20 protein-coding genes and 1 tRNA gene are annotated in these 22,239 nt (G+C 70.7%); 11 read left to right on the top strand and 10 right to left on the bottom strand.

The features are described 5' to 3' along the window. Nucleotides 1-35 precede the first annotated feature (35 nt). Complete coding sequence (gene trxA / locus AB0910_RS20420; protein ID WP_366745998.1) at nt 36-368, top strand: thioredoxin; 333 nt, start codon at nt 36-38, stop codon at nt 366-368. 110 nt (nt 369-478) lie between these two features. Here the strand turns inward: trxA and AB0910_RS20415 are convergent, their stop codons facing one another. The 9 genes from AB0910_RS20415 to rpmH form a co-directional block, all read right to left on the bottom strand. Then, nucleotides 479-1,096: a GNAT family N-acetyltransferase gene (locus tag AB0910_RS20415; RefSeq protein ID WP_366745997.1), complete on the bottom strand. Its 618-nt coding sequence runs from the start codon at nt 1,094-1,096 to the stop codon at nt 479-481. Nucleotides 1,097-1,265: 169 nt separating this feature from the next. After that, nucleotides 1,266-2,366 (bottom strand): ParB/RepB/Spo0J family partition protein, encoded by a 1,101-nt coding sequence (locus AB0910_RS20410; protein WP_366745996.1) that lies wholly within the window; start codon nt 2,364-2,366, stop codon nt 1,266-1,268. Beyond that, the gene (locus AB0910_RS20405) at nt 2,363-3,442 is read right to left on the bottom strand and encodes a ParA family protein (RefSeq protein WP_366745995.1); all 1,080 of its coding nucleotides are present in this window, start codon (nt 3,440-3,442) and stop codon (nt 2,363-2,365) included. The genes AB0910_RS20410 and AB0910_RS20405 overlap by 4 nt, the downstream gene beginning before the upstream one ends. 377 nt (nt 3,443-3,819) lie before the next feature. Further along, the gene (gene rsmG / locus AB0910_RS20400; protein ID WP_366745994.1) at nt 3,820-4,536 is read right to left on the bottom strand and encodes a 16S rRNA (guanine(527)-N(7))-methyltransferase RsmG; all 717 of its coding nucleotides are present in this window, start codon (nt 4,534-4,536) and stop codon (nt 3,820-3,822) included. 106 nt (nt 4,537-4,642) lie between these two features. Then, nucleotides 4,643-5,164 carry a R3H domain-containing nucleic acid-binding protein gene (locus AB0910_RS20395; RefSeq protein ID WP_366745993.1) on the bottom strand — a complete coding sequence of 174 codons (522 nt, stop codon included), beginning with the start codon at nt 5,162-5,164 and terminating at the stop codon, nt 4,643-4,645. A gap of 15 nt (nt 5,165-5,179) precedes the next feature. Further along, nucleotides 5,180-6,538 carry a membrane protein insertase YidC gene (yidC, locus tag AB0910_RS20390; RefSeq protein ID WP_366745992.1) on the bottom strand — a complete coding sequence of 453 codons (1,359 nt, stop codon included), beginning with the start codon at nt 6,536-6,538 and terminating at the stop codon, nt 5,180-5,182. Then, on the bottom strand, nt 6,539-6,901 hold the full coding sequence (gene yidD, locus AB0910_RS20385) for a membrane protein insertion efficiency factor YidD (RefSeq protein ID WP_345644378.1): 363 nt from the start codon (nt 6,899-6,901) through the stop codon (nt 6,539-6,541). Further along, nucleotides 6,898-7,269 (bottom strand): ribonuclease P protein component, encoded by a 372-nt coding sequence (gene rnpA / locus AB0910_RS20380; protein ID WP_366745991.1) that lies wholly within the window; start codon nt 7,267-7,269, stop codon nt 6,898-6,900. Before rnpA ends, yidD begins: the two co-directional genes overlap by 4 nt. A gap of 18 nt (nt 7,270-7,287) precedes the next feature. Then, nucleotides 7,288-7,425 carry a 50S ribosomal protein L34 gene (gene rpmH, locus AB0910_RS20375; protein ID WP_003949374.1) on the bottom strand — a complete coding sequence of 46 codons (138 nt, stop codon included), beginning with the start codon at nt 7,423-7,425 and terminating at the stop codon, nt 7,288-7,290. Nucleotides 7,426-7,806: 381 nt separating this feature from the next. Between rpmH and dnaA the strand changes: the two genes are divergently transcribed. The 9 genes from dnaA to AB0910_RS20330 all read left to right on the top strand — a co-directional run bounded on the left by dnaA (nt 7,807) and on the right by AB0910_RS20330 (nt 21,242). Beyond that, nucleotides 7,807-9,780, top strand: a complete 1,974-nt coding sequence (gene dnaA / locus AB0910_RS20370) for a chromosomal replication initiator protein DnaA (RefSeq protein WP_366745990.1) — start codon at nt 7,807-7,809, stop codon at nt 9,778-9,780. A gap of 1,209 nt (nt 9,781-10,989) precedes the next feature. Next, the gene (gene dnaN, locus AB0910_RS20365; RefSeq protein ID WP_366745989.1) at nt 10,990-12,120 is read left to right on the top strand and encodes a DNA polymerase III subunit beta; all 1,131 of its coding nucleotides are present in this window, start codon (nt 10,990-10,992) and stop codon (nt 12,118-12,120) included. A gap of 76 nt (nt 12,121-12,196) precedes the next feature. Beyond that, nucleotides 12,197-13,120 (top strand): phosphogluconate dehydrogenase (NAD(+)-dependent, decarboxylating), encoded by a 924-nt coding sequence (gene gnd / locus AB0910_RS20360; RefSeq protein WP_366745988.1) that lies wholly within the window; start codon nt 12,197-12,199, stop codon nt 13,118-13,120. A gap of 62 nt (nt 13,121-13,182) precedes the next feature. Next, nucleotides 13,183-14,355: a DNA replication/repair protein RecF gene (recF, locus tag AB0910_RS20355; RefSeq protein WP_366745987.1), complete on the top strand. Its 1,173-nt coding sequence runs from the start codon at nt 13,183-13,185 to the stop codon at nt 14,353-14,355. After that, complete coding sequence (locus AB0910_RS20350) at nt 14,352-14,918, top strand: DciA family protein (RefSeq protein ID WP_366745986.1); 567 nt, start codon at nt 14,352-14,354, stop codon at nt 14,916-14,918. The genes recF and AB0910_RS20350 overlap by 4 nt, the downstream gene beginning before the upstream one ends. 679 nt (nt 14,919-15,597) lie before the next feature. Continuing rightward, nucleotides 15,598-17,679 carry a DNA topoisomerase (ATP-hydrolyzing) subunit B gene (gene gyrB, locus AB0910_RS20345; RefSeq protein ID WP_366745985.1) on the top strand — a complete coding sequence of 694 codons (2,082 nt, stop codon included), beginning with the start codon at nt 15,598-15,600 and terminating at the stop codon, nt 17,677-17,679. Between the two features lie 146 nt (nt 17,680-17,825). After that, nucleotides 17,826-20,459: a DNA gyrase subunit A gene (gene gyrA, locus AB0910_RS20340; RefSeq protein ID WP_366745984.1), complete on the top strand. Its 2,634-nt coding sequence runs from the start codon at nt 17,826-17,828 to the stop codon at nt 20,457-20,459. Between the two features lie 90 nt (nt 20,460-20,549). Then, nucleotides 20,550-21,107, top strand: a complete 558-nt coding sequence (locus AB0910_RS20335) for a DUF3566 domain-containing protein (RefSeq protein WP_366745983.1) — start codon at nt 20,550-20,552, stop codon at nt 21,105-21,107. 58 nt (nt 21,108-21,165) lie between these two features. Beyond that, nucleotides 21,166-21,242: transfer RNA gene (locus tag AB0910_RS20330), tRNA-Ile, on the top strand. 162 nt (nt 21,243-21,404) lie between these two features. Here AB0910_RS20330 and AB0910_RS20325 read toward each other — a convergent pair. Continuing rightward, the gene (locus tag AB0910_RS20325) at nt 21,405-21,866 is read right to left on the bottom strand and encodes a hypothetical protein (protein WP_366745982.1); all 462 of its coding nucleotides are present in this window, start codon (nt 21,864-21,866) and stop codon (nt 21,405-21,407) included. A 206-nt stretch (nt 21,867-22,072) separates the two neighbouring features. Here AB0910_RS20325 and AB0910_RS20320 point away from each other — a divergent pair, with 206 nt between their 5' ends. Beyond that, on the top strand, nt 22,073-22,210 hold the full coding sequence (locus tag AB0910_RS20320) for a DLW-39 family protein (RefSeq protein ID WP_225018557.1): 138 nt from the start codon (nt 22,073-22,075) through the stop codon (nt 22,208-22,210). Nucleotides 22,211-22,239: the final 29 nt, after the last annotated feature.

The following is a 22,239-nucleotide window of genomic DNA, read 5'->3' as shown; positions in this document are numbered from 1 at the left end:
ATCCCGCCCCACATCCACGAGTGAAGGAGGCCGCCGTGGCCGGCGACCTGAAGCATGTAACCGACGACACGTTCGAGCAGGACGTCCTCAAGAGCGACAAGCCCGTGCTGGTCGACTTCTGGGCCGAGTGGTGCGGGCCGTGCCGCCAGATCGCTCCGTCGCTCGAGGCCATCGCCGCCGAGCACGGTGACAAGATCCAGATCGTCAAGCTCAACATCGACGAGAACCCGGCGACTGCCGCGAAGTACGGCGTCATGTCGATCCCGACGCTGAACGTCTACCGGAACGGCGAGGTCGCCAAGACCATCGTCGGCGCCAAGCCGAAGGCCGCGCTCGTGCGCGACCTGGAGACCTTCATCAGCGAGTGACCCGCTCCCGCCGTTCTCGGCGACGGCGATGTTTCACGTGAAACGGCCCGCACCCCTCTCGGGGGGCGGGTCGTTCCGCTGTGCCGGAAGCCCGGCGGCGCGGGCCGTCCTCACAGTGGGTGCAGCGCGGGCTCCTTCTGCACGGCGCCGAGGAGCCGGTCCAGTGCCATCTCCATGTCGCCCTTCCACGAGAGCGTGGAGCGCAGCTCCAGCCTCATGCGCGGATACACGGGATGCGGGCGCACCGTCTTGAACCCCACCGCCAGCAGATGGTCGGCGGGCAGCACACAGGCGGGCCGCTGCCAGCGGGCGTCGCCGAACGCCTCGATCGCCTTGAACTCACGGCGGATGAGGTCCTTCGCGACGGTCTGCACCAGGACCCGCCCGATGCCCTGCCCCTGGTGGGCCGGAACGATCCGCGAGGCCATCAGCAGACAGGCGTCGGGGGAGGCCGGGCTTGTCGGGAACGCCGTGGAGCGCGGCACATAGGCAGGCGGCGCGTAGAGCACGAATCCGACCGGGACCTCGTCCACATAGGCGACGCGGCCGCAGGACCCCCATTCCAGCAGGACGGACGAGATCCAGGACTCCTTCTCCTCCTCGGCCGTGCCGTCGTTCACGGCGGCCTCCCCGCGGACCGGGTCCAGTTCCCAGAACACGCACGAGCGGCAGGGGCCCGGAAGGTCGGAGAGGTTGTCCAGAGTGAGCGGTACGAGCCGACGTCCCATGAAAGCTGTTCCTCGCTTCCTCGCCCGCGCGCCCGGGGGCACCGGCCCAGGGGCGCACAGATCGCATCGTATCCAGGCGTCCGCCGCCGGGACACAGAGAGCAAGCAAAGGGCGGGTCGTGCGCCGGTGATGTCCCGGCGCTCGACCCGCCCTCGGCGGTGGGAGCGGCTCAGCCCTCGTCGCCCTCCTCTGCCTCCTCGGACCGTTCATGGTCCATGACGCGCCCCTCTCCGGGGGCCAGCGTGCCGAGGATGCGGTCCAGATCGTCTATCGAGGCGAACTCGACCACGATCTTGCCCTTCTTCTGTCCGAGATCGACCTTCACCCGGGTCTCGAAGCGGTCCGAGAGCCGTGTCGCCAGCTCGGAGAGCGCGGGGGACACCCGGGCGCCGGCCCGTGGTCCCTTGGCCTTGGGGGTCGCCGTGGGGCGGTCACCCATCAGCTGGACGATCTCCTCGACGGCCCGCACCGAGAGGCCCTCGGCCACGATGCGCAGGGCGAGCCGGTCCTGCTCCTCGGAGTCCTCCACGGACAGCAGCGCGCGGGCGTGGCCGGCCGACAGGACCCCGGCAGCGACCCTCCGCTGGACCGAGGGGGAGAGCCGCAGCAATCGCAGGGTGTTGGATACCTGGGGACGCGAGCGGCCGATCCGGTCGGCGAGCTGGTCGTGCGTGCAGTGGAAGTCCTTGAGCAACTGGTCGTATGCAGCGGCCTCTTCGAGCGGGTTGAGCTGGGCGCGGTGCAGGTTCTCCAGCAGCGCGTCCAGCAGCAGCTTCTCGTCGTCCGTGGCCCGCACGATCGCGGGGATGCGCTCAAGGCCGGCCTCGCGGCACGCGCGCCAGCGGCGCTCGCCCATGATGAGCTCGTAGCGCTCGGGCCCGGTCTGCCGCACGACGACCGGCTGCAGCAGCCCGACCTCCTTGATGGAGGTGACCAGTTCGAAGAGGGCGTCCTCGTCGAAGACCTCACGGGGCTGCCGCGGGTTCGGCGTGATGAAACCGATCGGCACCTCGGCGAAGTGCGCGCCCGCCACCGCGTTCGGGCTCTCCTCGGCCGGCTCGTCGGCGGCCCGCCCGCCGGACGGCTCGGACTCCGGGGAGGTGGCGGCCGCCGGGAGCGAGGCGACCTTCGCCGCCGCCACGCCCCGCTCCGCGGTCAACAGGGCCGCCCCCGAAGGGGTCTCGTCCCCGGTCGCCGGTACCGGCTCCTGCGGGGCAGCGGGAATCAGCGCACCGAGCCCCCGCCCCAGCCCCCTGCGTCGTTCGCTCACTGGATGATCCCCTCTGACATGCTCTGCTGGCTGTTCGGGTCGCCCTGGTGGGCCGTGCGGTCGTCGTAGCGGATGCCGACCCCGCGCAACGCGATCTCGCGTGCCGCTTCGAGGTAGGACAGCGAGCCACTCGATCCGGGATCATAGGTCAGCACCGTCTGCCCGTAGCTGGGGGCCTCGGAGATCCGCACCGAGCGGGGAATGCTGGTCCGCAGGACCTCCTCGCCGAAGTGGCTGCGCACCTCGTCCGCGACCTGGGAGGCCAGCCGCGTCCTTCCGTCGTACATCGTCAGCAGGATCGTGGAGACGTGCAGGGACGGGTTGAGATGGCCGCGGACCAGTTCCACGTTGCGCAGCAACTGCCCCAGGCCCTCCAGCGCGTAGTACTCGCACTGGATCGGGATCAGCACCTCCGCGCCGGCCACCAGCGCGTTGACGGTGAGCAGGCCCAGGGAGGGCGGGCAGTCGATCAGGACGTAGTCCAGCGGCTGCTCATAGGCGGAGATCGCGCGCTGGAGCCTGCTCTCGCGCGCCACCAGGGAGACCAACTCGATCTCCGCACCGGCGAGATCGATGGTGGCGGGGGCGCAGAAGAGGCCCTCGACATCCGGCACCGGCTGGACGACCTCGGAGAGCGGCTTGCTCTCCACGAGGACGTCGTAGATGGAGGGCACCTCGGCGTGGTGGTCGATCCCGAGGGCGGTGGAGGCGTTCCCCTGGGGGTCCAGGTCGACCACCAGCACGCGGGCGCCGTGCAGCGCGAGAGAGGCGGCCAGGTTCACCGTGGTGGTGGTCTTGCCCACGCCGCCCTTCTGGTTGGCGACCACCATGACGCGCGTCTGCTCGGGACGCGGCAGCCCCTCGCCAGCGCGACCCAGCGCCTCCACCGCGAGCTGGGCAGCTCTGCCGATGGGGGTGTCGTCCATCGGGGGCGGTGTTTCACGTGAAACATCGTCCCCCACGGGCTCGGTACGGGGACCGGGGACCGGATCGGCCATCGGTCCCGCGATGTTGGCGTCGGACCGCAAGGATTCACTCTCCTCGACTTCAGACTCGCAATGAACAGAGCCTGCCATGCTTTGGGGGCGGCGAACCAGCGAGGCCCGTTGTTCTGTGGAGGAAAGCCCCTCTGTGGACAACTCTGTGCCCCGTCCGAGGGGTTTCCGGGCTCGCGGTGCGGCTGCCGCGCGCCCACGGTCGATGATTCCCTGAAGCAGTGAGCGACGTTTCACGTGAAACACGATGCACGCGCCGCCGGACGAGACGCCCACGACACTCCGGGAGAATCCGGCACCGCGCCATCTATGGAGCATCATGCCCACGGGCTCCGACGGGTCGACGGACCGGCCACGGCCACCCAGGGCTGCCACCGGCGCGCCCGGCCAGGACTCCCCCCGGGCCGCCGTCAGCGGCCCGGACACCCGTGTCCCGCTCCGCGCGCGACGCGCACGTCTCAGCGACGGCGGCGGGTGCGGCCTGTGCGGGCGGCCTTGGCGCGCTTCGCGGCGAACCGGACGCCGCCCGGGCTCTCGCCCACCTCGACCCTGACCACCGTGGCCGGCGGGTCGACGACACCCTCCCCCGCCCGCAGGACGGAGGTGTCCACGACGCCCAGCTTGCCCAGGGCCGCCCTGGCGCCCTTCAGCTCCTCCTCCGCGGTGTCGCCCTTGAGCGCCAGCATCTCCCCGTAGGGCCGCAGCAGCGGCACGCCCCAGCCGGCGAGGCGGTCGAGCGGCGCGACCGCGCGGGCGGTCACCACATGCACGGGCGGGACCTTGCCCAGCATCTCCTCGGCGCGCCCGCGCTCGATCGTCACATGGTCGAGCCCCAGCACCTCCACGACCTCCTGGAGGAAGTTCGTCCTCCGCAGCAGCGGTTCGAGCAGCGTGATCCGCAGGTCGCGGCGGACCAGCGCGAGCGGGATGCCCGGCAGCCCCGCGCCCGACCCGACGTCGCACACCGTGACGTTCTCGGGGACGACCTCGGAGAGCACCGCGCAGTTCAACAGGTGGCGCTCCCAGAGGCGCGGCACCTCGCGCGGACCGATCAGCCCCCGCTTGACCCCCGCGTCCGCGAGCAGCTCCGCATAGCGGACCGCCTCGGGGAAGTACTCGCCGAAGACCGTCCGCGCCCCCTCGGGGGCAGGGGGAAGCTCAGCCGCCTCCGTCACGGGAACCGTCCTTCCATACCGAGCCACCGCGCGGGGGCTCACCTTCAAGGCTGACAAAGACCGGCCCCGTCTGCGAACAGACGGGGCCGGTACACAGAGGGTCCGGTCAGGCGGGCAGGACCACGACGAAGCGGCCGGGCTCCTCGCCCTCGGACTCGCTGCGGAGTCCGGCGGCGGCCACCGCGTCGTGCACCACCTTGCGCTCGAAGGGCGTCATCGGGTCGAGCCGCACCGGCTCGCCGGTGGACTTCACCTCGCTCGCGGCCTTCGCGCCCAGCTCGGCGAGCTCGGTGCGCTTCTTGGCGCGGAACCCGGCGATGTCCAGCATCAGCCTGCTGCGGTCGCCGGTCTCGCGGTGCACGGCGAGCCGCGTCAGCTCCTGCAGCGCCTCGAGCACCTCACCGTCACGCCCGACCAGCTTCTGCAGGTCGCGGCCGCCGGAGTCGCTGATGATCGAGACTGCGGCACGGTCCGCCTCGACGTCCATGTCGATGTCGCCGTCGAGGTCGGCGATGTCGAGAAGACCTTCCAGGTAGTCGGCCGCGATCTCGCCCTCCTGCTCCAGGCGGGTCAGGGTGTCACCGCTCTCCGCGGGGCCCTCGGCGGCGGCAACGGTTCCTTCCGTCACGGATGGTCTCCTTCGTCACTTCTTGGAGGGGTGCTTGGACCGCTGCTGGCCCTTGCGCTGCCCCGACTTTGCTTGGCCCGACCGTGCGGCGGCGGGCTTGCCCGAGGCCTTCGACCTGGCGGACTGCTGACCCTGCTGACCGGACTTCTGGCCGCCCTGCTTCTGGGCACCACCCTTGGCCCCGCCGCCCTGCGAGGAGCCGCCGGCCGGCTTGCCCGCGGGCTGCTTCTCCAGGTCCGTCACGCCCTCGCCGTCGGTCTTCTCGACCGTCCCCGTGGACGCCGTCGCCGTGCCCGAGGACTGCCGCTGGGCCTTGCTCTGGCGCTTCGGCTGCTGCCGCCGCACCGCACCGGCGCCGACGCCGCTCTCCGCCGCGACCGTGTCGCTCTTGACGAGCGAACCGTCGGCCTGGGCCACCAGGCCCGCCTTGGCGAGCCCGGTGATGAACTTGCGCTCGTTGTCGTTGCGGTCGGGGCCCTTGGAGACGATCGCCGCGATCATCTTCCGCTTCCGGCCGGAGCGCACCTGCTCGTGCGTGGTGGCCGTCTTGAGGAGCCGCTGGAGGAACGCGTCCTGCGCCTTGCTGCCCGGGGTGGGGTTCTGGTTGATCACGTACATCTGCTGGCCCATGGTCCACACGTTGGTGGTCAGCCAGTAGACGAGGACACCGACGGGGAAGTTCACGCCCATGCCCATGAAGATCAGCGGGAACACGTACATCAGCATCTTCTGCTGCTGCATGTACGGGGTCTTGACCGTGACGTCGACGTTCTTCGTCATGAGCTGGCGCTGCGTGTAGAACTGCGACGCCGACATCAGGATGATCATGGCGCCCGCGACCACGCGCACATCGGTCAGCGAGGCGCCGAGCGAGGCCGCCTTGTCCGCGCTGTCCAGGAACTTCACGGCGAGCGGTGCGCCGAAGATGTGGGCCTGCCGGGCGCTGTCGAGCAGCGGCTGGTTGATCGCGCCGATCTTGGTGCCGTTGGCGATGCCGGCGAGCACGTGGTAGAGCGCGAAGAAGAACGGCGACTGGGCGATGATCGGCAGACACGAGGAGAGCGGGTTGGTGCCCGTCTCCTTGTACAGCTTCATCATCTCTTCGGACTGTCGCTGCTTGTCGTTCTTGTAGCGCTCCTGGATCGCCTTCATCTTCGGCTGGAGCACCTGCATGTTGCGCGTCGACTTGATCTGCTTGACGAACAGCGGGATCAGGCAGATACGGATCAGCACCACCAGGGACACGATGGACAGTCCCCAGGCCCAGCCCGTGTCAGGGCCGAAGACCGCCCCGTACAGCGAGTGGAACTGGACGATGACCCAGGAAACCGGCCAGGTGATAAAACTGAACAGACTGGCAATCGAGTCGAACATTCAGGCTCCTTGAGCGTGGGGCGAGGTCTCTGCGGCCGGGCTGGAGGACGACGGATCCGATCCCGGTCCTCCGGAAGGCACGCCAGTCGCGGAGTGCCCGCTCTTGCTGCGCCACGCGTCGCGCAGCGCTTCATGCCACCGCGGCCGCTTCCGCGGGGGGACATGATCCACACCACCCGGCGACCACGGATTGCACCGCAGGATGCGCCAGGCGGTAAGCGCCGTGCCCTTGACTGCGCCGTGTCGGTCGATGGCCGTGTACCCATAGTGCGAGCACGACGGGTAGTAGCGACAGACCGGTCCCAGCAGAGGGCTGATCGTCCACTGGTACAGCTTGATCAGGGCAAGCAGTGGATATTTCATCGCGCGCCCCCTCCCAGCAGCCGCTGGAGGGCGGCGTCCAGGTCTCGGGCCAGTTGTTCATGGGTCGCGTCACCCGAACCGGGCAACGCTCGTACGACAACCAGGCTACCGGGGGGAAGTACGGACAGGCGTTCGCGGACGAGGTGACGAAGCTGCCGCTTCACGCGCGTCCTGACGACCGCACCGCCGACGGCTTTGCTCACGACGAAACCCGCACGCGCCGGGAAGGCACTTCCCCCCGGTGCGTGCGGGTCATGGTCACCGCTGCGCAGATGGACGACCAGCAGTGGCCGTCCCGCCCTGCGTCCTCGGCGTACCGCGATCGCGAACTCTTCGCGCCGCCTCAGCCGATGCTCGGTAGGCAGCACGTCATGACCTGACGCGGATCAGGCGGACAGACGGGCGCGACCCTTGCCGCGGCGGGACGCGAGGATCGCGCGGCCGGCACGGGTGCGCATACGCAGCCTGAACCCGTGGGTCTTGGCGCGGCGACGGTTGTTCGGCTGGAAGGTGCGCTTGCTCACTCGGGGGCTCCAGAAAATGATGGGTGATGGCGGGACATCGTCTGGCTGTCACCGTGCGCCCACGAGTAGCAGCTCTCGTTCAACGCCCGAGTGCACCGCTTCACAACCACAGCCCCTTGATCTTGGGCCCGTGATCTTTGCCCATCGGAGGCAGGCGGCAGCAGCCATCGACAACTCGACCTGGTCACGGTACGCGGCGTTACGCCATCCGGTCAAACCAGCAGTATGCGCCCCACCACTGTGCACAGCCTGTGGACAACGACTTGAACCGCGCGGGTCGGCCTGACTACCGTGACGGAACTCCGGCTTCCCGAATCCGCCGGTCTTCCCATCCCGTCCTGAGAAGCACACATTCGTGGGACCTGTGAGAGAGCGTGCCTCGTGGCTGACGTACCTGCCGATCTTGCCGCAGTGTGGCCGCGAGTGCTGGAGCAACTCCTCAGGGACGGCCAGCAGGGTGTGGAGAGCAAGGACAAGCAGTGGATCGAGCGCTGCCAGCCGCTCGCCCTGGTCGCGGACACGGCACTGCTCTCCGTCCCCAATGAATGGGGCAAGCGGGTCCTGGAGGGCAGGCTCGCCCCCCTCATCAGCGAGACGCTGAGCCGCGAGTGCGGCCGTCCGATCAGGATCGCCATCACGGTGGACCCGTCGGCCGCCGAACCCGCGCCCGCGCCGGTACCGCAGCCGCGGCACGGCGCGTACGACGACGGCTACGCGCGCCACGCGCAGGACGACGGGCTCCCTTCCGTGCGCCCCGCCTACCCCGAGTACCAGCAACAGCGGCCCGAGCCCGGCGCCTGGCCGCGCGGCCAGGAGGAGCTGTCCTGGCAGCAGACGCGGCTCGGCGGCTACCAGGACGACCCGTACTCCGGCCCGCGGCCGCAGCAGCACGACTACCGGCGGCAGGCGGACGACTACGGCAGGCCCGAGGACGACTACGGGCGCAAGGACGGCGACTACCGGCAGCCCGAGAACGAGTACCGCCCGGCCCACGACGACTACCGCGCCGGCGGCCCGGGGCAGGACGGCGGCGACTACCGCACCGGCCAGGACGGCGACTTCCGGCGCGCGGAGAACGACTACCGGTCGCCCGAGAGCGACTACCGGCCGTCCTCGGGCGGCGACCGCGGCCCCTACGAGCCGCAGCGCCAGGACGGCAGGGGCCTGCCGGAGCCGCAGCCCGGCCGGGGCGTCGGCGCGCACGCGGGCGCCCCCGCGCCCGGCGGCCACGGCGGCCCCCCTTCGGGGCCCGGCGGCCGGCACCGCGGGGTGCCGGGGCCGCTCGGCGCGCAGCCGGCGCCCGCGCCGGGGCCCGGGGAGCCGCACGCGCGGCTCAACCCGAAGTACCTCTTCGACACGTTCGTCATCGGCGCGTCCAACCGCTTCGCGCACGCGGCAGCCGTCGCGGTCGCCGAGGCCCCGGCGAAGGCGTACAACCCGCTGTTCATCTACGGGGAGTCGGGCCTCGGCAAGACGCACCTCCTGCACGCCATCGGGCACTACGCGCGCAGCCTCTTCCCCGGCACCCGGGTGCGGTACGTGAGCTCGGAGGAGTTCACGAACGAGTTCATCAACTCCATCCGCGACGGCAAGGGCGACACCTTCCGCAAGCGGTACCGCGACGTGGACATCCTGCTCGTCGACGACATCCAGTTCCTCGCGAGCAAGGAGTCGACACAGGAGGAGTTCTTCCACACCTTCAACACGCTGCACAACGCCAACAAGCAGATCGTGCTCTCCTCCGACCGGCCGCCGAAGCAGCTGATGACGTTGGAGGACCGGCTCAGGAACCGCTTCGAGTGGGGCCTGACCACGGACGTCCAGCCGCCGGAGCTGGAGACGCGGATCGCGATCCTGCGCAAGAAGGCGGTGCAGGAGCAGCTGAACGCGCCGCCCGAGGTGCTGGAGTTCATCGCGTCCCGGATCTCGCGGAACATCCGCGAGCTGGAGGGCGCGCTGATCCGGGTGACCGCCTTCGCCTCGCTCAACCGGCAGCCGGTGGACCTCGGGCTCACCGAGATCGTGCTGAAGGACCTGATCCCCGGCGGCGAGGACGCGGCCCCGGAGATCACGGCGGCCGCGATCATGGCCGCGACGGCCGACTACTTCGGCCTGAGCGTCGAGGACCTCTGCGGCTCCTCGCGCAGCCGCGTGCTGGTGACGGCCCGCCAGATCGCGATGTACCTGTGCAGGGAGCTGACGGACCTGTCGCTGCCGAAGATCGGCGCGCAGTTCGGCGGGCGCGACCATACGACGGTGATGCACGCCGATCGCAAGATCCGCGCGCTCATGGCCGAGCGCCGATCCATCTACAACCAGGTCACCGAGCTGACCAACCGCATCAAGAACGGCTGACCCCGCCGGGGCGCCGCCGTACGCGGGGCGCCCGCGGGACCGCCCGCCACCCGCTGCCCGCCGTGCGCCGTGCGCCCCGCACCCGCGCCGCACGCACAGCCGCGCCGTACGCGCACCGTGCGGGCAGCGGCGCCGTACGCGTACCGCGCACCGTCGCAGCGACAGCGGGCACGCACCGGCACCGGAGGCGCCGCGGGACACCTCCTGCGGCGCCTCCCGTCTGTCCGCCACCCGCGCGCCGAGCCCACGCCCGCGCCACGAGCGCGCCCCACCGCGGGCCCAAGGGCGCCCGGCACGCGTCACGCCCCTTGCTCCCCGAGCGCGCCGCCGCCGCGGCCCCTGCGTCCCTGAAACGCCTTCTCCCGCACCCGTGGACGACGGTTCCCGCACCCGTGGACGGCCGCTTCCGCGCCTCCGGAGCGTGCTCCGGAGGCGGTCCGCGGGCCTGGCGCTGTTCGAATACGGGCCGCGGAGCCCGTGGGCGAACCGCTTCTCCACAGATCCGCGGGATTTTCCGCGTCCACACCCTGGGGACTGCCTCGTTGTCCAGATAGCGTCCACAGACGGGCTCGACAAGGGATGATCAAGGCAGGTCAACCACCTGTGGAATTGTGCGCAACCTTCGTCCACAGCCTGTGGACAGAGAACGGGGCGTCAACACGGCGCCGGACTTGTCCACCGGCCACCCACAGGACCAGGGCGGTTACCCACAGCTCATCCACAGCTGCGTCCACTGTTCGGCAACGGAACACGCCCTCTCACCGTGTCGAGTGAAAGGCGTCACACCAAGTCCACGGATTGGGCTGTGGGAAAGGCGGGTAAACCTGGGGACGCAGCTGGGGAGAAGTCGCCCTCGGCTGTGCATGGGGTGTGCAGAACTTCCGCTCGTCCACAGTCGGACCGAGTTGTCCACGGCCTCCGCCCACAGGCGCGGTGGACAAAAAACTGCCGCTGACCTGCGCAGACGACGTTATCCACGGTTTCCACAGGCCCTACTACTACTCCCACCTAGAGTTAGCCGGGAATCCGTTTCGAAGTGGGGCCTGTGCGTAACTCGGCCCGGAGGCCCTCGCGGCGATTTGACCCGGAGCAGCAACAGCTGTCAGTGCGGTGCGTCAGACTGGTCCCCGGCATCCTTCCCCCGGCCCGATCCGGGGAACCGTGCCGACAAGGCCAGCAGGACGCAGCAACAGCAGGAGGCGGCTTACGGTGAAGATCCGGGTGGAGCGCGATGTACTCGCGGAGGCGGTGGCCTGGGTGGCGCGCAGCCTCCCTGCCCGTCCGCCGGCGCCGGTCCTCGCCGGCCTGCTGCTGAAGGCCGAGGACGGCGCGCTGAGCTTCTCCAGCTTCGACTACGAGGTCTCGGCGCGAGTCTCGGTCGAGGCGGAGGTCGAGGAGGACGGCACGGTCCTCGTCTCCGGCCGCCTCCTCGCCGACATCTGCCGCGCCCTCCCCAACCGCCCGGTGGAGATTTCCACAGACGGTGTACGGGCGACGGTGGTCTGCGGCTCCTCGCGCTTCACCCTCCACACCCTGCCGGTGGAGGAGTACCCCGCGCTGCCGCAGATGCCCACGGCGACGGGCACCGTCCCCGGCGAGGTCTTCGCCTCCGCCGCCGCGCAGGTCGCCATCGCGGCCGGCCGCGACGACACGCTCCCCGTGCTCACCGGCGTGCGGATCGAGATCGAGGGCGACACGGTCACCCTCGCGTCGACCGACCGCTACCGCTTCGCGGTCCGCGAGTTCCTGTGGAAGCCGGAGGCCCCGGACACCTCCGCGGTCGCCCTGGTGCCCGCGAAGACCCTGCTGGACACGGCCAAGGCGCTCACCAGCGGCGACACGGTCACCCTCGCGCTCGCCGGCGCGGGCGCCGGCGAGGGCCTCATCGGCTTCGAGGGCGCGGGCCGCCGCACCACGACGCGGCTGCTCGAAGGCGACCTGCCGAAGTACCGCACGCTGTTCCCGACGGAGTTCAACTCCGTGGCCGTGATCGAGACGGCGCCGTTCGTGGAGGCCGTGAAGCGCGTGGCGCTGGTGGCCGAGCGGAACACCCCGGTGCGACTCAGCTTCGAGCAGGGCGTGCTGATCCTCGAAGCGGGTTCGAGCGACGACGCACAGGCTGTGGAAAGGGTCGACGCACAGCTGGAGGGCGACGACATCTCGATCGCCTTCAACCCGACCTTCCTGCTCGACGGGCTGAGCGCGATCGACTCCCCCGTAGCCCAGCTGTCGTTCACGACGTCCACCAAGCCCGCGCTGCTGAGCGGCAGGCCCGCGGTGGATGCCGAGGCCGACGAGGCGTACAAGTACCTGATCATGCCCGTACGGCTGAGCGGCTGACCCCGCAGGTGAGCCGGGGCGGCGCGGCGTAGGCTCGGCTGCGGGTACGCATCGCCACGACGTTAAGGAATCCCTGATGGAGCTCGGTCTCATCGGTCTCGGCAAGATGGGCGGCAACATGCGCGAGCGCCTTCGCCGCGCGGGCCACACCGTCGTCGGATACGACCGGAATCCCGACATCGCCGATGTGCACAGCCTCAAGGAGCTTGTGGACAAGCTCAAGGGCCCCCGCGTCGTGTGGGTGATGGTGCCGGCGGGCGCCGCCACCCAGTCGACCATCGACGAGCTGGCTGACCTGCTCTCCCCCGGCGACGTCGTGGTCGACGGCGGCAACTCCCGCTGGACCGAGGACGAGCGGCACGCCGTCGAGCTGGGCATCAAGGGCGTCGGCTTCGTCGACTGCGGTGTCTCGGGCGGCGTCTGGGGCCTGGAGAACGGCTATGCGCTGATGTACGGCGGCACGCCGGACGACGTCGCCAAGGTCACGCCGGTCTTCGACGCCCTCAAGCCCGAGGGCGACTTCGGCGCCGTCCACGCGGGCAAGGTCGGCGCCGGCCACTTCGCGAAGATGGTCCACAACGGCATCGAGTACGCGATGATGCAGGCGTACGCCGAGGGCTGGGAGCTGCTGGAGAAGGTCGGCTCGGTCACCGATGTGCGCGAGGTGTTCCGCTCCTGGCAGGAGGGCACCGTCATCCGCTCCTGGCTGCTCGACCTCGCGGTCAACGCGCTGGACGACGACGAGCACCTGGAGAAGCTCAAGGGCTACGCCGAGGACTCGGGCGAGGGCCGCTGGACGGTGGAGGCCGCGATCGACCACGCGGTGCCGCTGCCCGCGATCACGGCGTCGCTGTTCGCCAGGTTCGCCTCGCGCCAGGACGACTCGCCTCAGATGAAGATGGTCTCCGCCCTGCGCAACCAGTTCGGCGGCCATGCCGTCGAGGCCAACGCGGCCGAGGCGAAGGCGATGAAGAAGAGCAGCAAGAAGTCCGACAAGTAGTCGGGCCGCTGTCCGGCCGAGCCGCCGGACAGCGGACCCTCCCGGGAGGCCGGCGCACATCCATGCACGTCACGCATCTGTCGCTGGCCGACTTCCGGTCGTACGCCCGGATCGAGGTGCCCCTCGGTCCGGGCGTCTCCGTGTTCGTCGGCGCCAACGGCCAGGGCAAGACCAACCTGGTCGAGGCGGTGGGCTATCTGGCCACCCTGGGCAGCCACCGGGTGTCGTCCGACGCGCCGCTGGTGCGCGCGGGCGCCGAGCGCGCGGTGATCCGCGCATCGGTGACGCAGGGCGAGCGCTCGCAGCTCGTGGAGATCGAGCTCAACCCGGGCCGGGCCAACAGGGCGCGGATCAACCGCTCCTCGCAGGTGCGGCCGCGTGACGTGCTGGGGATCGTGCGGTCCGTGCTGTTCGCGCCCGAGGACCTGGCGCTGGTCAAGGGCGACCCGGGCGAGCGCCGCAGGTTCCTCGACGAGCTGGTGACGGCCCGGGTGCCGCGCATGGCGGGCGTGCGCTCCGACTACGACCGGGTGCTCAAGCAGCGCAACACGCTGCTCAAGTCGGCGGCCATGGCCAGACGGCACGGCGGCCGCGGCATGGACCTGTCCACGCTCGACGTGTGGGACCAGCACCTGGCGCGGGTGGGCGCCGAGGTGCTCGCGCAGCGCGCCGACCTGGTCGCGGCGCTGGGCCCGCTCGCCGACAAGGCGTACGGCGACGTGGCCCCGGGCGGCGGCCCGATCGTCCTCGAATACCGGTCGTCTGCGGCCGGACAGGACACCGGAGGGCAGGCGGCCGAGCCGGGCGCCGACGGCCCGGCGCCCGGCGGCGTGGGCCGCGAGGAGCTGTACGCGCAACTGCTCGCCGCGCTCGGGGCGGTGCGCAAGCAGGAGGTCGAGCGGGGGGTGACCCTGGTGGGCCCGCACCGCGACGACCTGGTGCTGAAGCTCGGGGAGCTGCCGGCGAAGGGATACGCGAGCCACGGCGAGTCCTGGTCGTACGCGCTGGCGCTGCGGCTCGCGTCGTACGAACTGCTGCGCGCCGAGGGCAACGAGCCGGTGCTCGTGCTCGACGACGTCTTCGCCGAGCTGGACGCCAGGCGCAGGGAGCGCCTCGCCGAGTTGGTCGCGAGCGGCGAGCAGGTGCTGGTGACGGCGGCGGTCGACGACGACGTGCCGGGGGTGCTCAGCGGAGCACGGTTCTCGGTGGCGGACGGGGCGGTGGAGCGGCTGTGAGCGGTGGGGAAGGCGGCGCGGGCGCGCAGGGGAAGCCCCAGGGCGGCGCGGGCGCCGAGCCGTCCGGCGTCGACCTGGCGCGGGTGGCGCTGCGGGCCGCGCGGGAGCAGGCGAGGGCGCGGGGCGACGCGGTGCGCGAGCGCAAGCAGGCTCGCCGCGGCGGCGGCCTGAGGTCGGGGGCGCGGGCGGACGGGCGGGATCCGCTGCCGCTTGGCGCGGCCGTCAGCCGACTGATCACGGAGCGCGGCTGGGAGGCGCCCGCGGCTGTCGGCGGGGTGATGGGCCGCTGGCCGCAGATCGTCGGCGAGGAGCTGGCGAAGCACTGCGTGCCCGAGCGGTTCGACGAGGCGGACGACGCGCGGGCGCTGACGGTCGTGTGCGACTCGACGGCCTGGGCGACCCAGCTGCGCCTGCTGGCGCCGCGCCTGCTCGCCCGGCTCAACGAGGACCTGGGGCAGGGCACCGTACGGCTGATCAAGGTGCAGGGCCCCGGCGGGCCGCCCCAGCGGTACGGGCGGCTGCGCGCCCCGGGCAGCAGGGGCCCGGGGGACACCTACGGCTGAGCCGCGCGCGAGGCGTCCGGAGCGTACGGGCGCAGTGCGGAGCCGGTGCAGTGCGTACCGGCGCGGTGCGGAGCCGGTGCGGCCGCTGCCGTGGGCCGTGGGCCGGGGACGCGTGCCGACGCGTGCCCGCGGCGGCGCGGAACGGGCGTGCGGCGGGCCAGAAGCGGGCGCGGAGCGGCCGGTCCGCGGCCGCCGCACGACGTGATGTGCGTCATGGGAGCCGGGCACGGCAGGGGTGTGAACCGGTCACGGGGCGGCGCATCGAGGACCCGCGCGGACCGGGCCCGGCAGGGGTGCGCAGCGCCCGGCGTCGCCCAGGTCGCGGCACCGGCCCGGAAACCCCCTGCTGACCTGGGGATACGGGGCACAGATGTGCGGGGTTTCCGTCGGTAGCCAGAGGTTGACAGGCCGAAGCGCTGAGTGCCCGCCTGAGCCACCTGGAGCCCCGTCGCACATATGGGGAGTCGGATGGGGAGTCCCGAGGGCGGCACATGAGGACTGAGGTACCCGCAAACCCCCATTCAGGTCGCCGGTACCGGTAGACTGGGGGACAATCCCGCGACGCTCGCGGGAGCCCCTCCCCGTCGACAGACGCGACAGGCGCGATCAACCCGACAAGCGCGTCAAGCGCGACAGAAGCCGAGCGACGCAGCCGCTCCCGCGAGCCGGAGAACGGCCTGTGCTGTGCCAGAAAGGGCGCTTCGTGGCCGATTCCGGCAACCCCCAAGAGAAGACACCGACCGCGGGCGCCGAGGGCGTCGGCGGGGTGAAGAACGCCTACGACGCCAGCGCCATCACCGTGCTGGAAGGTCTTGAGGCGGTCCGCAAGCGGCCGGGCATGTACATCGGCTCGACCGGCGAGCGCGGCCTGCACCACCTGGTCCAGGAGGTCGTGGACAACTCGGTCGACGAGGCCATGGCCGGCCACGCTGACACCATCGACGTGACGATTCTGCCGGACGGCGGCGTGCGCGTGGTGGACAACGGCCGCGGCATCCCCGTCGACATCGTCCCCTCCGAGGGCAAGCCCGCGGTCGAGGTCGTCCTCACGGTGCTGCACGCAGGCGGCAAGTTCGGCGGCGGCGGCTACGCGGTCTCCGGCGGTCTGCACGGCGTCGGCGTCTCCGTCGTCAACGCCCTGTCGACGAAGGTCGCCGTCGAGATCAAGCGCGACGGCTACCGGTGGACGCAGGAGTACAAGCTGGGGGCACCGACGGCGCCGCTGCACCGTGGCGAGCCGACCGAGGAGTCGGGCACGACGGTGACGTTCTGGGCTGACCCGGAGATCTTCGAGACGACGGACTACTCCTTCGAGACCCTGTCGCGGCGCTTCCAGGAGATGGCCTTCCTCAACAAGGGCCTCACCCTGTCGCTGACCGACGAGCGGGAGTCGGCGAAGGCCGTCGCCGGCGCCGAGAAGGCCGGCGGCGACGTCGCGGAGGACGGCACGGACGAGCAGCCGCCGATGTCGGTGACGTACCACTACGAGGGCGGCATCGTCGACTTCGTGAAGTACCTCAACTCCCGCAAGGGGGAGCTGATCCACCCCACCGTGATCGACGTGGAGGCCGAGGACAAGGAGCGCCTCATCTCCGTCGAGATCGCCATGCAGTGGAACGCGCAGTACAGCGAGGGCGTGTACTCCTTCGCGAACACGATCCACACGCACGAGGGCGGCACGCACGAGGAGGGCTTCAGGGCCGCGCTGACGGGCCTGGTCAACCGGTACGCGCGCGAGCGCAGGCTGCTGCGCGACAAGGACGACAACCTCGCGGGCGAGGACATCCGCGAGGGCCTGACGGCCATCATCTCGGTCAAGCTGGGCGAGCCGCAGTTCGAGGGCCAGACGAAGACGAAGCTCGGCAACACCGAGGCCAAGACCTTCGTGCAGAAGGTCGTGCACGAGCACCTGACGGACTGGTTCGACCGCAACCCCAACGAGGCCGCGGACATCATCCGCAAGGGCATCCAGGCTGCCACCGCGCGCGTCGCCGCCCGCAAGGCGCGCGACCTCACCCGGCGCAAGGGCCTGCTGGAGTCGGCCTCGCTGCCCGGCAAGCTGAGCGACTGCCAGTCCAACGACCCGACGAAGTGCGAGATCTTCATCGTCGAGGGCGACTCCGCAGGCGGCTCGGCGAAGTCGGGACGCGACCCGATGTACCAGGCGATCCTGCCGATCCGCGGCAAGATCCTGAACGTCGAGAAGGCGCGCGTCGACAAGATCCTGCAGAACACCGAGGTCCAGGCGCTGATCTCGGCGTTCGGCACCGGGGTCCACGAGGACTTCGACATCGACAAGCTCCGCTATCACAAGATCATCCTGATGGCGGACGCCGACGTCGACGGCCAGCACATCACCACGCTGCTGCTGACGTTCCTCTTCCGCTTCATGCGGCCGCTGGTCGAGGCGGGCCACGTCTACCTGTCGCGCCCGCCGCTCTACAAGATCGACTGGGGGCGCGGCGACATCCAGTACGCCTACTCGGACCGCGAGCGCGACGCGCTGATCGAGTTGGGCAGGCAGAACGGCAAGCGGGTGCGCGAGGACTCGATCCAGCGCTTCAAGGGCCTCGGCGAGATGAACGCCGAGGAGCTGCGCGTCACCACCATGGACATCGACCACCGGGTGCTCGGCCAGGTCACGCTGGACGACGCGGCCCAGGCCGACGACCTGTTCTCGGTGCTGATGGGCGAGGACGTCGAGGCGCGGCGCTCCTTCATCCAGCGCAACGCCAAGGACGTCCGCTTCCTCGACATCTGAGCCGCGGGGCCGGGTGCGGCCCCGCGCGGACCGGCCCCGCGGCGCCCGCCGCCGGGCCCGCCCGCGGGGCCCGCGCCGACAGGCCGCCGTACAGGCCCTCGTATCCGTACAGGCCGCAACAGGCCGGAAGGAAAAGCTGACCAGCAATGGCCGACGAGAACACCCCTGACACACCGGACGCCCCGGACGGTCCCGTGCTCCCCGACGGGACCGCCGTCGAGGGCCTGGCGCTGCGCGTCGAGCCCATCGGGCTAGAGACGGAGATGCAGCGCTCCTACCTCGACTACGCGATGTCCGTCATCGTGTCGCGCGCGCTGCCCGACGTGCGGGACGGCCTGAAGCCCGTGCACCGCCGCGTGCTCTACGCGATGTACGACGGCGGCTACCGCCCCGAGCGCGGCTTCTACAAGTGCGCGCGCGTCGTCGGCGACGTCATGGGCACGTACCACCCGCACGGCGACTCGTCGATCTACGACGCCCTGGTGCGGCTCGCGCAGCCCTGGTCGATGCGGATGCCGCTCGTCGACTCCAACGGAAACTTCGGCTCTCCCGGCAACGACCCGGCCGCCGCCATGCGGTACACCGAGTGCAAGATGATGCCGCTGTCGATGGAGATGCTCCGCGACATCGACGAGGAGACCGTCGACTTCACGGACAACTACGACGGCCGCAACCAGGAGCCGACGGTCCTGCCGGCGCGCTTCCCGAACCTGCTGATCAACGGCTCCGCGGGCATCGCGGTCGGCATGGCGACGAACATCCCGCCGCACAACCTGCGGGAGGTCGCGGCCGGCGCGCAGTGGGCGCTGGAGAACCCCGAGGCCACCCCCGACGAGCTGCTCGACGCGCTGATCGAGCGGATCAAGGGCCCCGACTTCCCGACCGGCGCGCTGGTCGTCGGCCGCAAGGGCATCGAGGAGACGTACCGCACGGGCCGCGGCTCGATCACCATGCGCGCGGTGGTCGAGGTCGAGGAGATCCAGAACCGGCAGTGCCTGGTCGTCACCGAGCTGCCGTACCAGGTCAACCCGGACAACCTCGCGCAGAAGATCGCCGACCTGGTGAAGGACGGCAAGGTCGGCGGCATCGCCGACGTCCGCGACGAGACCTCGTCGCGCACCGGCCAGCGCCTGGTGATCGTCCTCAAGCGGGACGCGGTCGCCAAGGTCGTCCTCAACAACCTGTACAAGCACACCGACCTCCAGACGAACTTCGGCGCGAACATGCTCGCGCTGGTCGACGGCGTGCCGCGCACCCTCTCCCTTGACGCGTTCATCCGGCACTGGGTGGCGCACCAGATCGAGGTCATCGTCCGCCGCACCCGCTTCCGCCTGCGCAAGGCCGAGGAGCGCGCCCACATCCTGCGCGGCCTGCTCAAGGCGCTCGACGCGATCGACGAGGTCATCGCGCTGATCCGGCGCAGCGAGACGGTCGACGTCGCGCGCACGGGCCTGATGGGCCTGCTGGAGATCGACGAGATCCAGGCCAACGCGATCCTGGAGATGCAGCTGCGCAGGCTCGCCGCCCTGGAGCGGCAGAAGATCACCGCCGAGCACGACGAGCTGGAAGCGAAGATCCGCGAGTACAACGCGATCCTCGCCTCCGAGGAGCGGCAGCGCACGATCGTCCGCGAGGAGCTCGCGGTCCTGGTCGAGAAGTACGGCGACGACCGGCGCTCCAAGCTGGTCCCCTTCGACGGCGACATGTCCATCGAGGACCTGATCGCCGAGGAGGACATCGTCGTCACGATCACCCGCGGCGGCTATGTGAAGCGGACGAAGACCGACGACTACCGCTCGCAGAAGCGCGGCGGCAAGGGCGTGCGCGGCACGAAGCTGAAGGAGGACGACATCGTCGACCACTTCTTCGTGTCGACGACCCACCACTGGCTCCTCTTCTTCACCAACAAGGGCCGCGTCTACCGGGCGAAGGCGTACGAACTGCCCGACGCCGGGCGCGAGGCGCGCGGCCAGCACGTGGCCAACCTGCTGGCGTTCCAGCCGGACGAGCAGATCGCCGAGATCCTCGCGATCCGCGACTACGCGGCCGCCCCGTACCTGGTTCTGGCCACCAAGGCGGGACTGGTCAAGAAGACCCCGCTGAAGGACTACGATTCACCGCGTTCGGGTGGCGTCATCGCGATCAACCTCCGGGAGACGGAGGACGGCCGGGACGACGAACTGATCGGCGCGGAACTGGTGTCGGCCGCGGACGACCTGCTGCTCATCAGCAGGAAGGCCCAGTCGATCCGGTTCACGGCGACGGACGAAGCGCTGCGGCCCATGGGTCGTGCCACATCCGGGGTGAAGGGGATGAGTTTCCGTGAAGGCGACGAACTCCTCTCGATGAATGTGGTCAGGCCCGGTACGTTCGTGTTCACCGCCACCGACGGCGGCTATGCGAAGCGGACCAATGTGGACGAGTACCGCGTCCAGGGTCGAGGCGGCCTCGGCATCAAGGCGGCCAAGATCGTCGAGGACCGGGGCTCGCTCGTCGGTGCGCTGGTGGTAGAGGAGACCGACGAGATCCTCGCCATCACGCTGGGCGGCGGCGTGATTCGCACGCGAGTCAACGAAGTCAGGGAGACGGGCCGTGACACCATGGGTGTCCAGCTGATCAACCTGGGCAAACGCGATGCCGTCGTCGGGATCGCGCGCAACGCCGAGGCAGGCCGCGAGGCCGAGGAGGTCGAAGGGGACGAGGCCCCCGAAACCGACCAGGCAGCCGTGGCCGAGGTGGCCGAGGGCAATGAGCCCCCGGCCGGGGAGCACGAGGAGTAGAGCGTGAGTGGAACCACGGGCGCCGGATCGGCCTCTTCTACAGGAGCGAACAGCGCCCGTGGCTCTGCCACGGACTCCCAGGGGGTTACGGTGACGGACACCCGGGGGCAGCAGCCCCCGTACGAGGCGTACGGCTCGCAGCAGCAGACGGCGGGCCCCTACCACCCGCCGCAGGCGTACCCCCAGCCGGGGGACGGCGGCGGGCAGGGCCGACCGGTGGGCGGCGCGGGCACGACCGCCGTCCGCAGGCCGCGCACGGGCGCGCGGACCACGCCGCGCACCCGCAAGGCCAGACTCCGGGTCGCCAAGGCCGACCCGTGGTCCGTGATGAAGGTCAGCTTCCTGCTGTCGATCGCGCTCGGCGTGTGCACGGTCGTCGCCGCCGCGGTCCTGTGGATGGTCATGGACGCCATGGGTGTCTTCTCGACCGTCGGCGGCACGATCAGCGAGGCGACCGGCTCCAACGAGGGCAACGGGTTCGACCTCCAGTCGTTCCTCTCGCTCCCGCGGGTGCTGATGTTCACCGCCGTCATCGCCGTCATCGACGTGGTGCTCGCCACGGCCCTTTCGACGCTCGGCGCCTTCATCTACAACCTCTCCGCGGGCTTCGTCGGCGGCGTCGAGCTCACCCTCGCCGAGGACGAGTGAGCCCCGCCAACCGATTTTGGGACTGGCCCTGAAGTGCGCTAATCTTCAGGGGCAGCGCGGGGCTATAGCTCAGTTGGTTAGAGCGCATCCCTGATAAGGATGAGGCCACAGGTTCAAATCCTGTTAGCCCCACCAGCGTGAAAGGCCCCCAGCCGGTATCGGTTGGGGGCCTTTGGCATGGGGTGACCTGGGCTCAGGGCAAGGGTGCGCGGCGGTGAGCCGGACGGGCTCCGTGGGCCCGTCCGGCTCTCGCGTGACACGGGACCGGGCGTCGTGTGTGACCGGGCCGTGGCACGGTCAGATGCGGCCGCCCGTCAGGCGTGACAGGGGGCCCTGGGCCCGGGGGCCCGCGGTGGCGCGGCCCGCCGCGAAGGCGGCGCCGAGGAGGCCTGCGAGGCCCGCGCCCGCGCCTGCCGCGATCTTCTTGCGCTCCTTGACGACCGTCCACGCCTGGGTCGCGCCCGCCGTGACGCTCGTCCCGAGGGACGCCGCCGCCTTGCGGCCGGAGTCGAGGGACGCCGCCGCGGTCCTTCCGGCGTGCGTCGCCGCCGCCCCGAGGGAGGTGCCGGCCGATTCGGTGGCCTTCTCCGTGGCCTTCGCCGACGCCTTGGCCTGCTGCGCGGAGCCCGCGCCGCTCTCCTTGGCGCGGTGTGCGGCGGCCCTGGCCTGTGTGCGTGCGGCGGTGCCGTCGGCGCTGCCGTTGTGTGCGGCGGTCGCCTTGTTCGTCCTGCTGGAATCCTTGCTCTCTTCCGTGGCCATGCTGTGCGTGTTGCCCCTCAACCCGGCCGGAAACCACCGGTGATGGCGGGCCGCCGCCGGGCGCGGGGAGGTGTGGGGCCGGGGGGACGAAACGGGGTGAAGGGTGCGGGCCCTGGGGCGTACCGGCAGGTCACCGATCGGTATCGGCCGGTGTGTATAGTCGGCGAGAGAAGGTCTCCTACGTCAATGAAAGACGAGGTCGCGCGGTGAAGAAGCTCCTCCTGGTCGCCCTGGCCGCCATCGGCGGGTTCCTCGTGTACCGCCAGATCCAGGCGGATCGCGCCGAGCAGGACCTGTGGACGGAGGCGACCGACTCCGTGCCGTCCTCCGGAGCCGACGCCTGAGGCACGCACTCGGCACACAGTCCTGAAGA

The organism is Streptomyces sp. NPDC047002 (genome assembly GCF_040704505.1).
Classification (GTDB): Bacteria; Actinomycetota; Actinomycetes; order Streptomycetales; family Streptomycetaceae; genus Streptomyces.
Note: the sequence above shows the minus strand (reverse complement) of the source record. Positions and strands in the feature narration are given on the sequence as shown.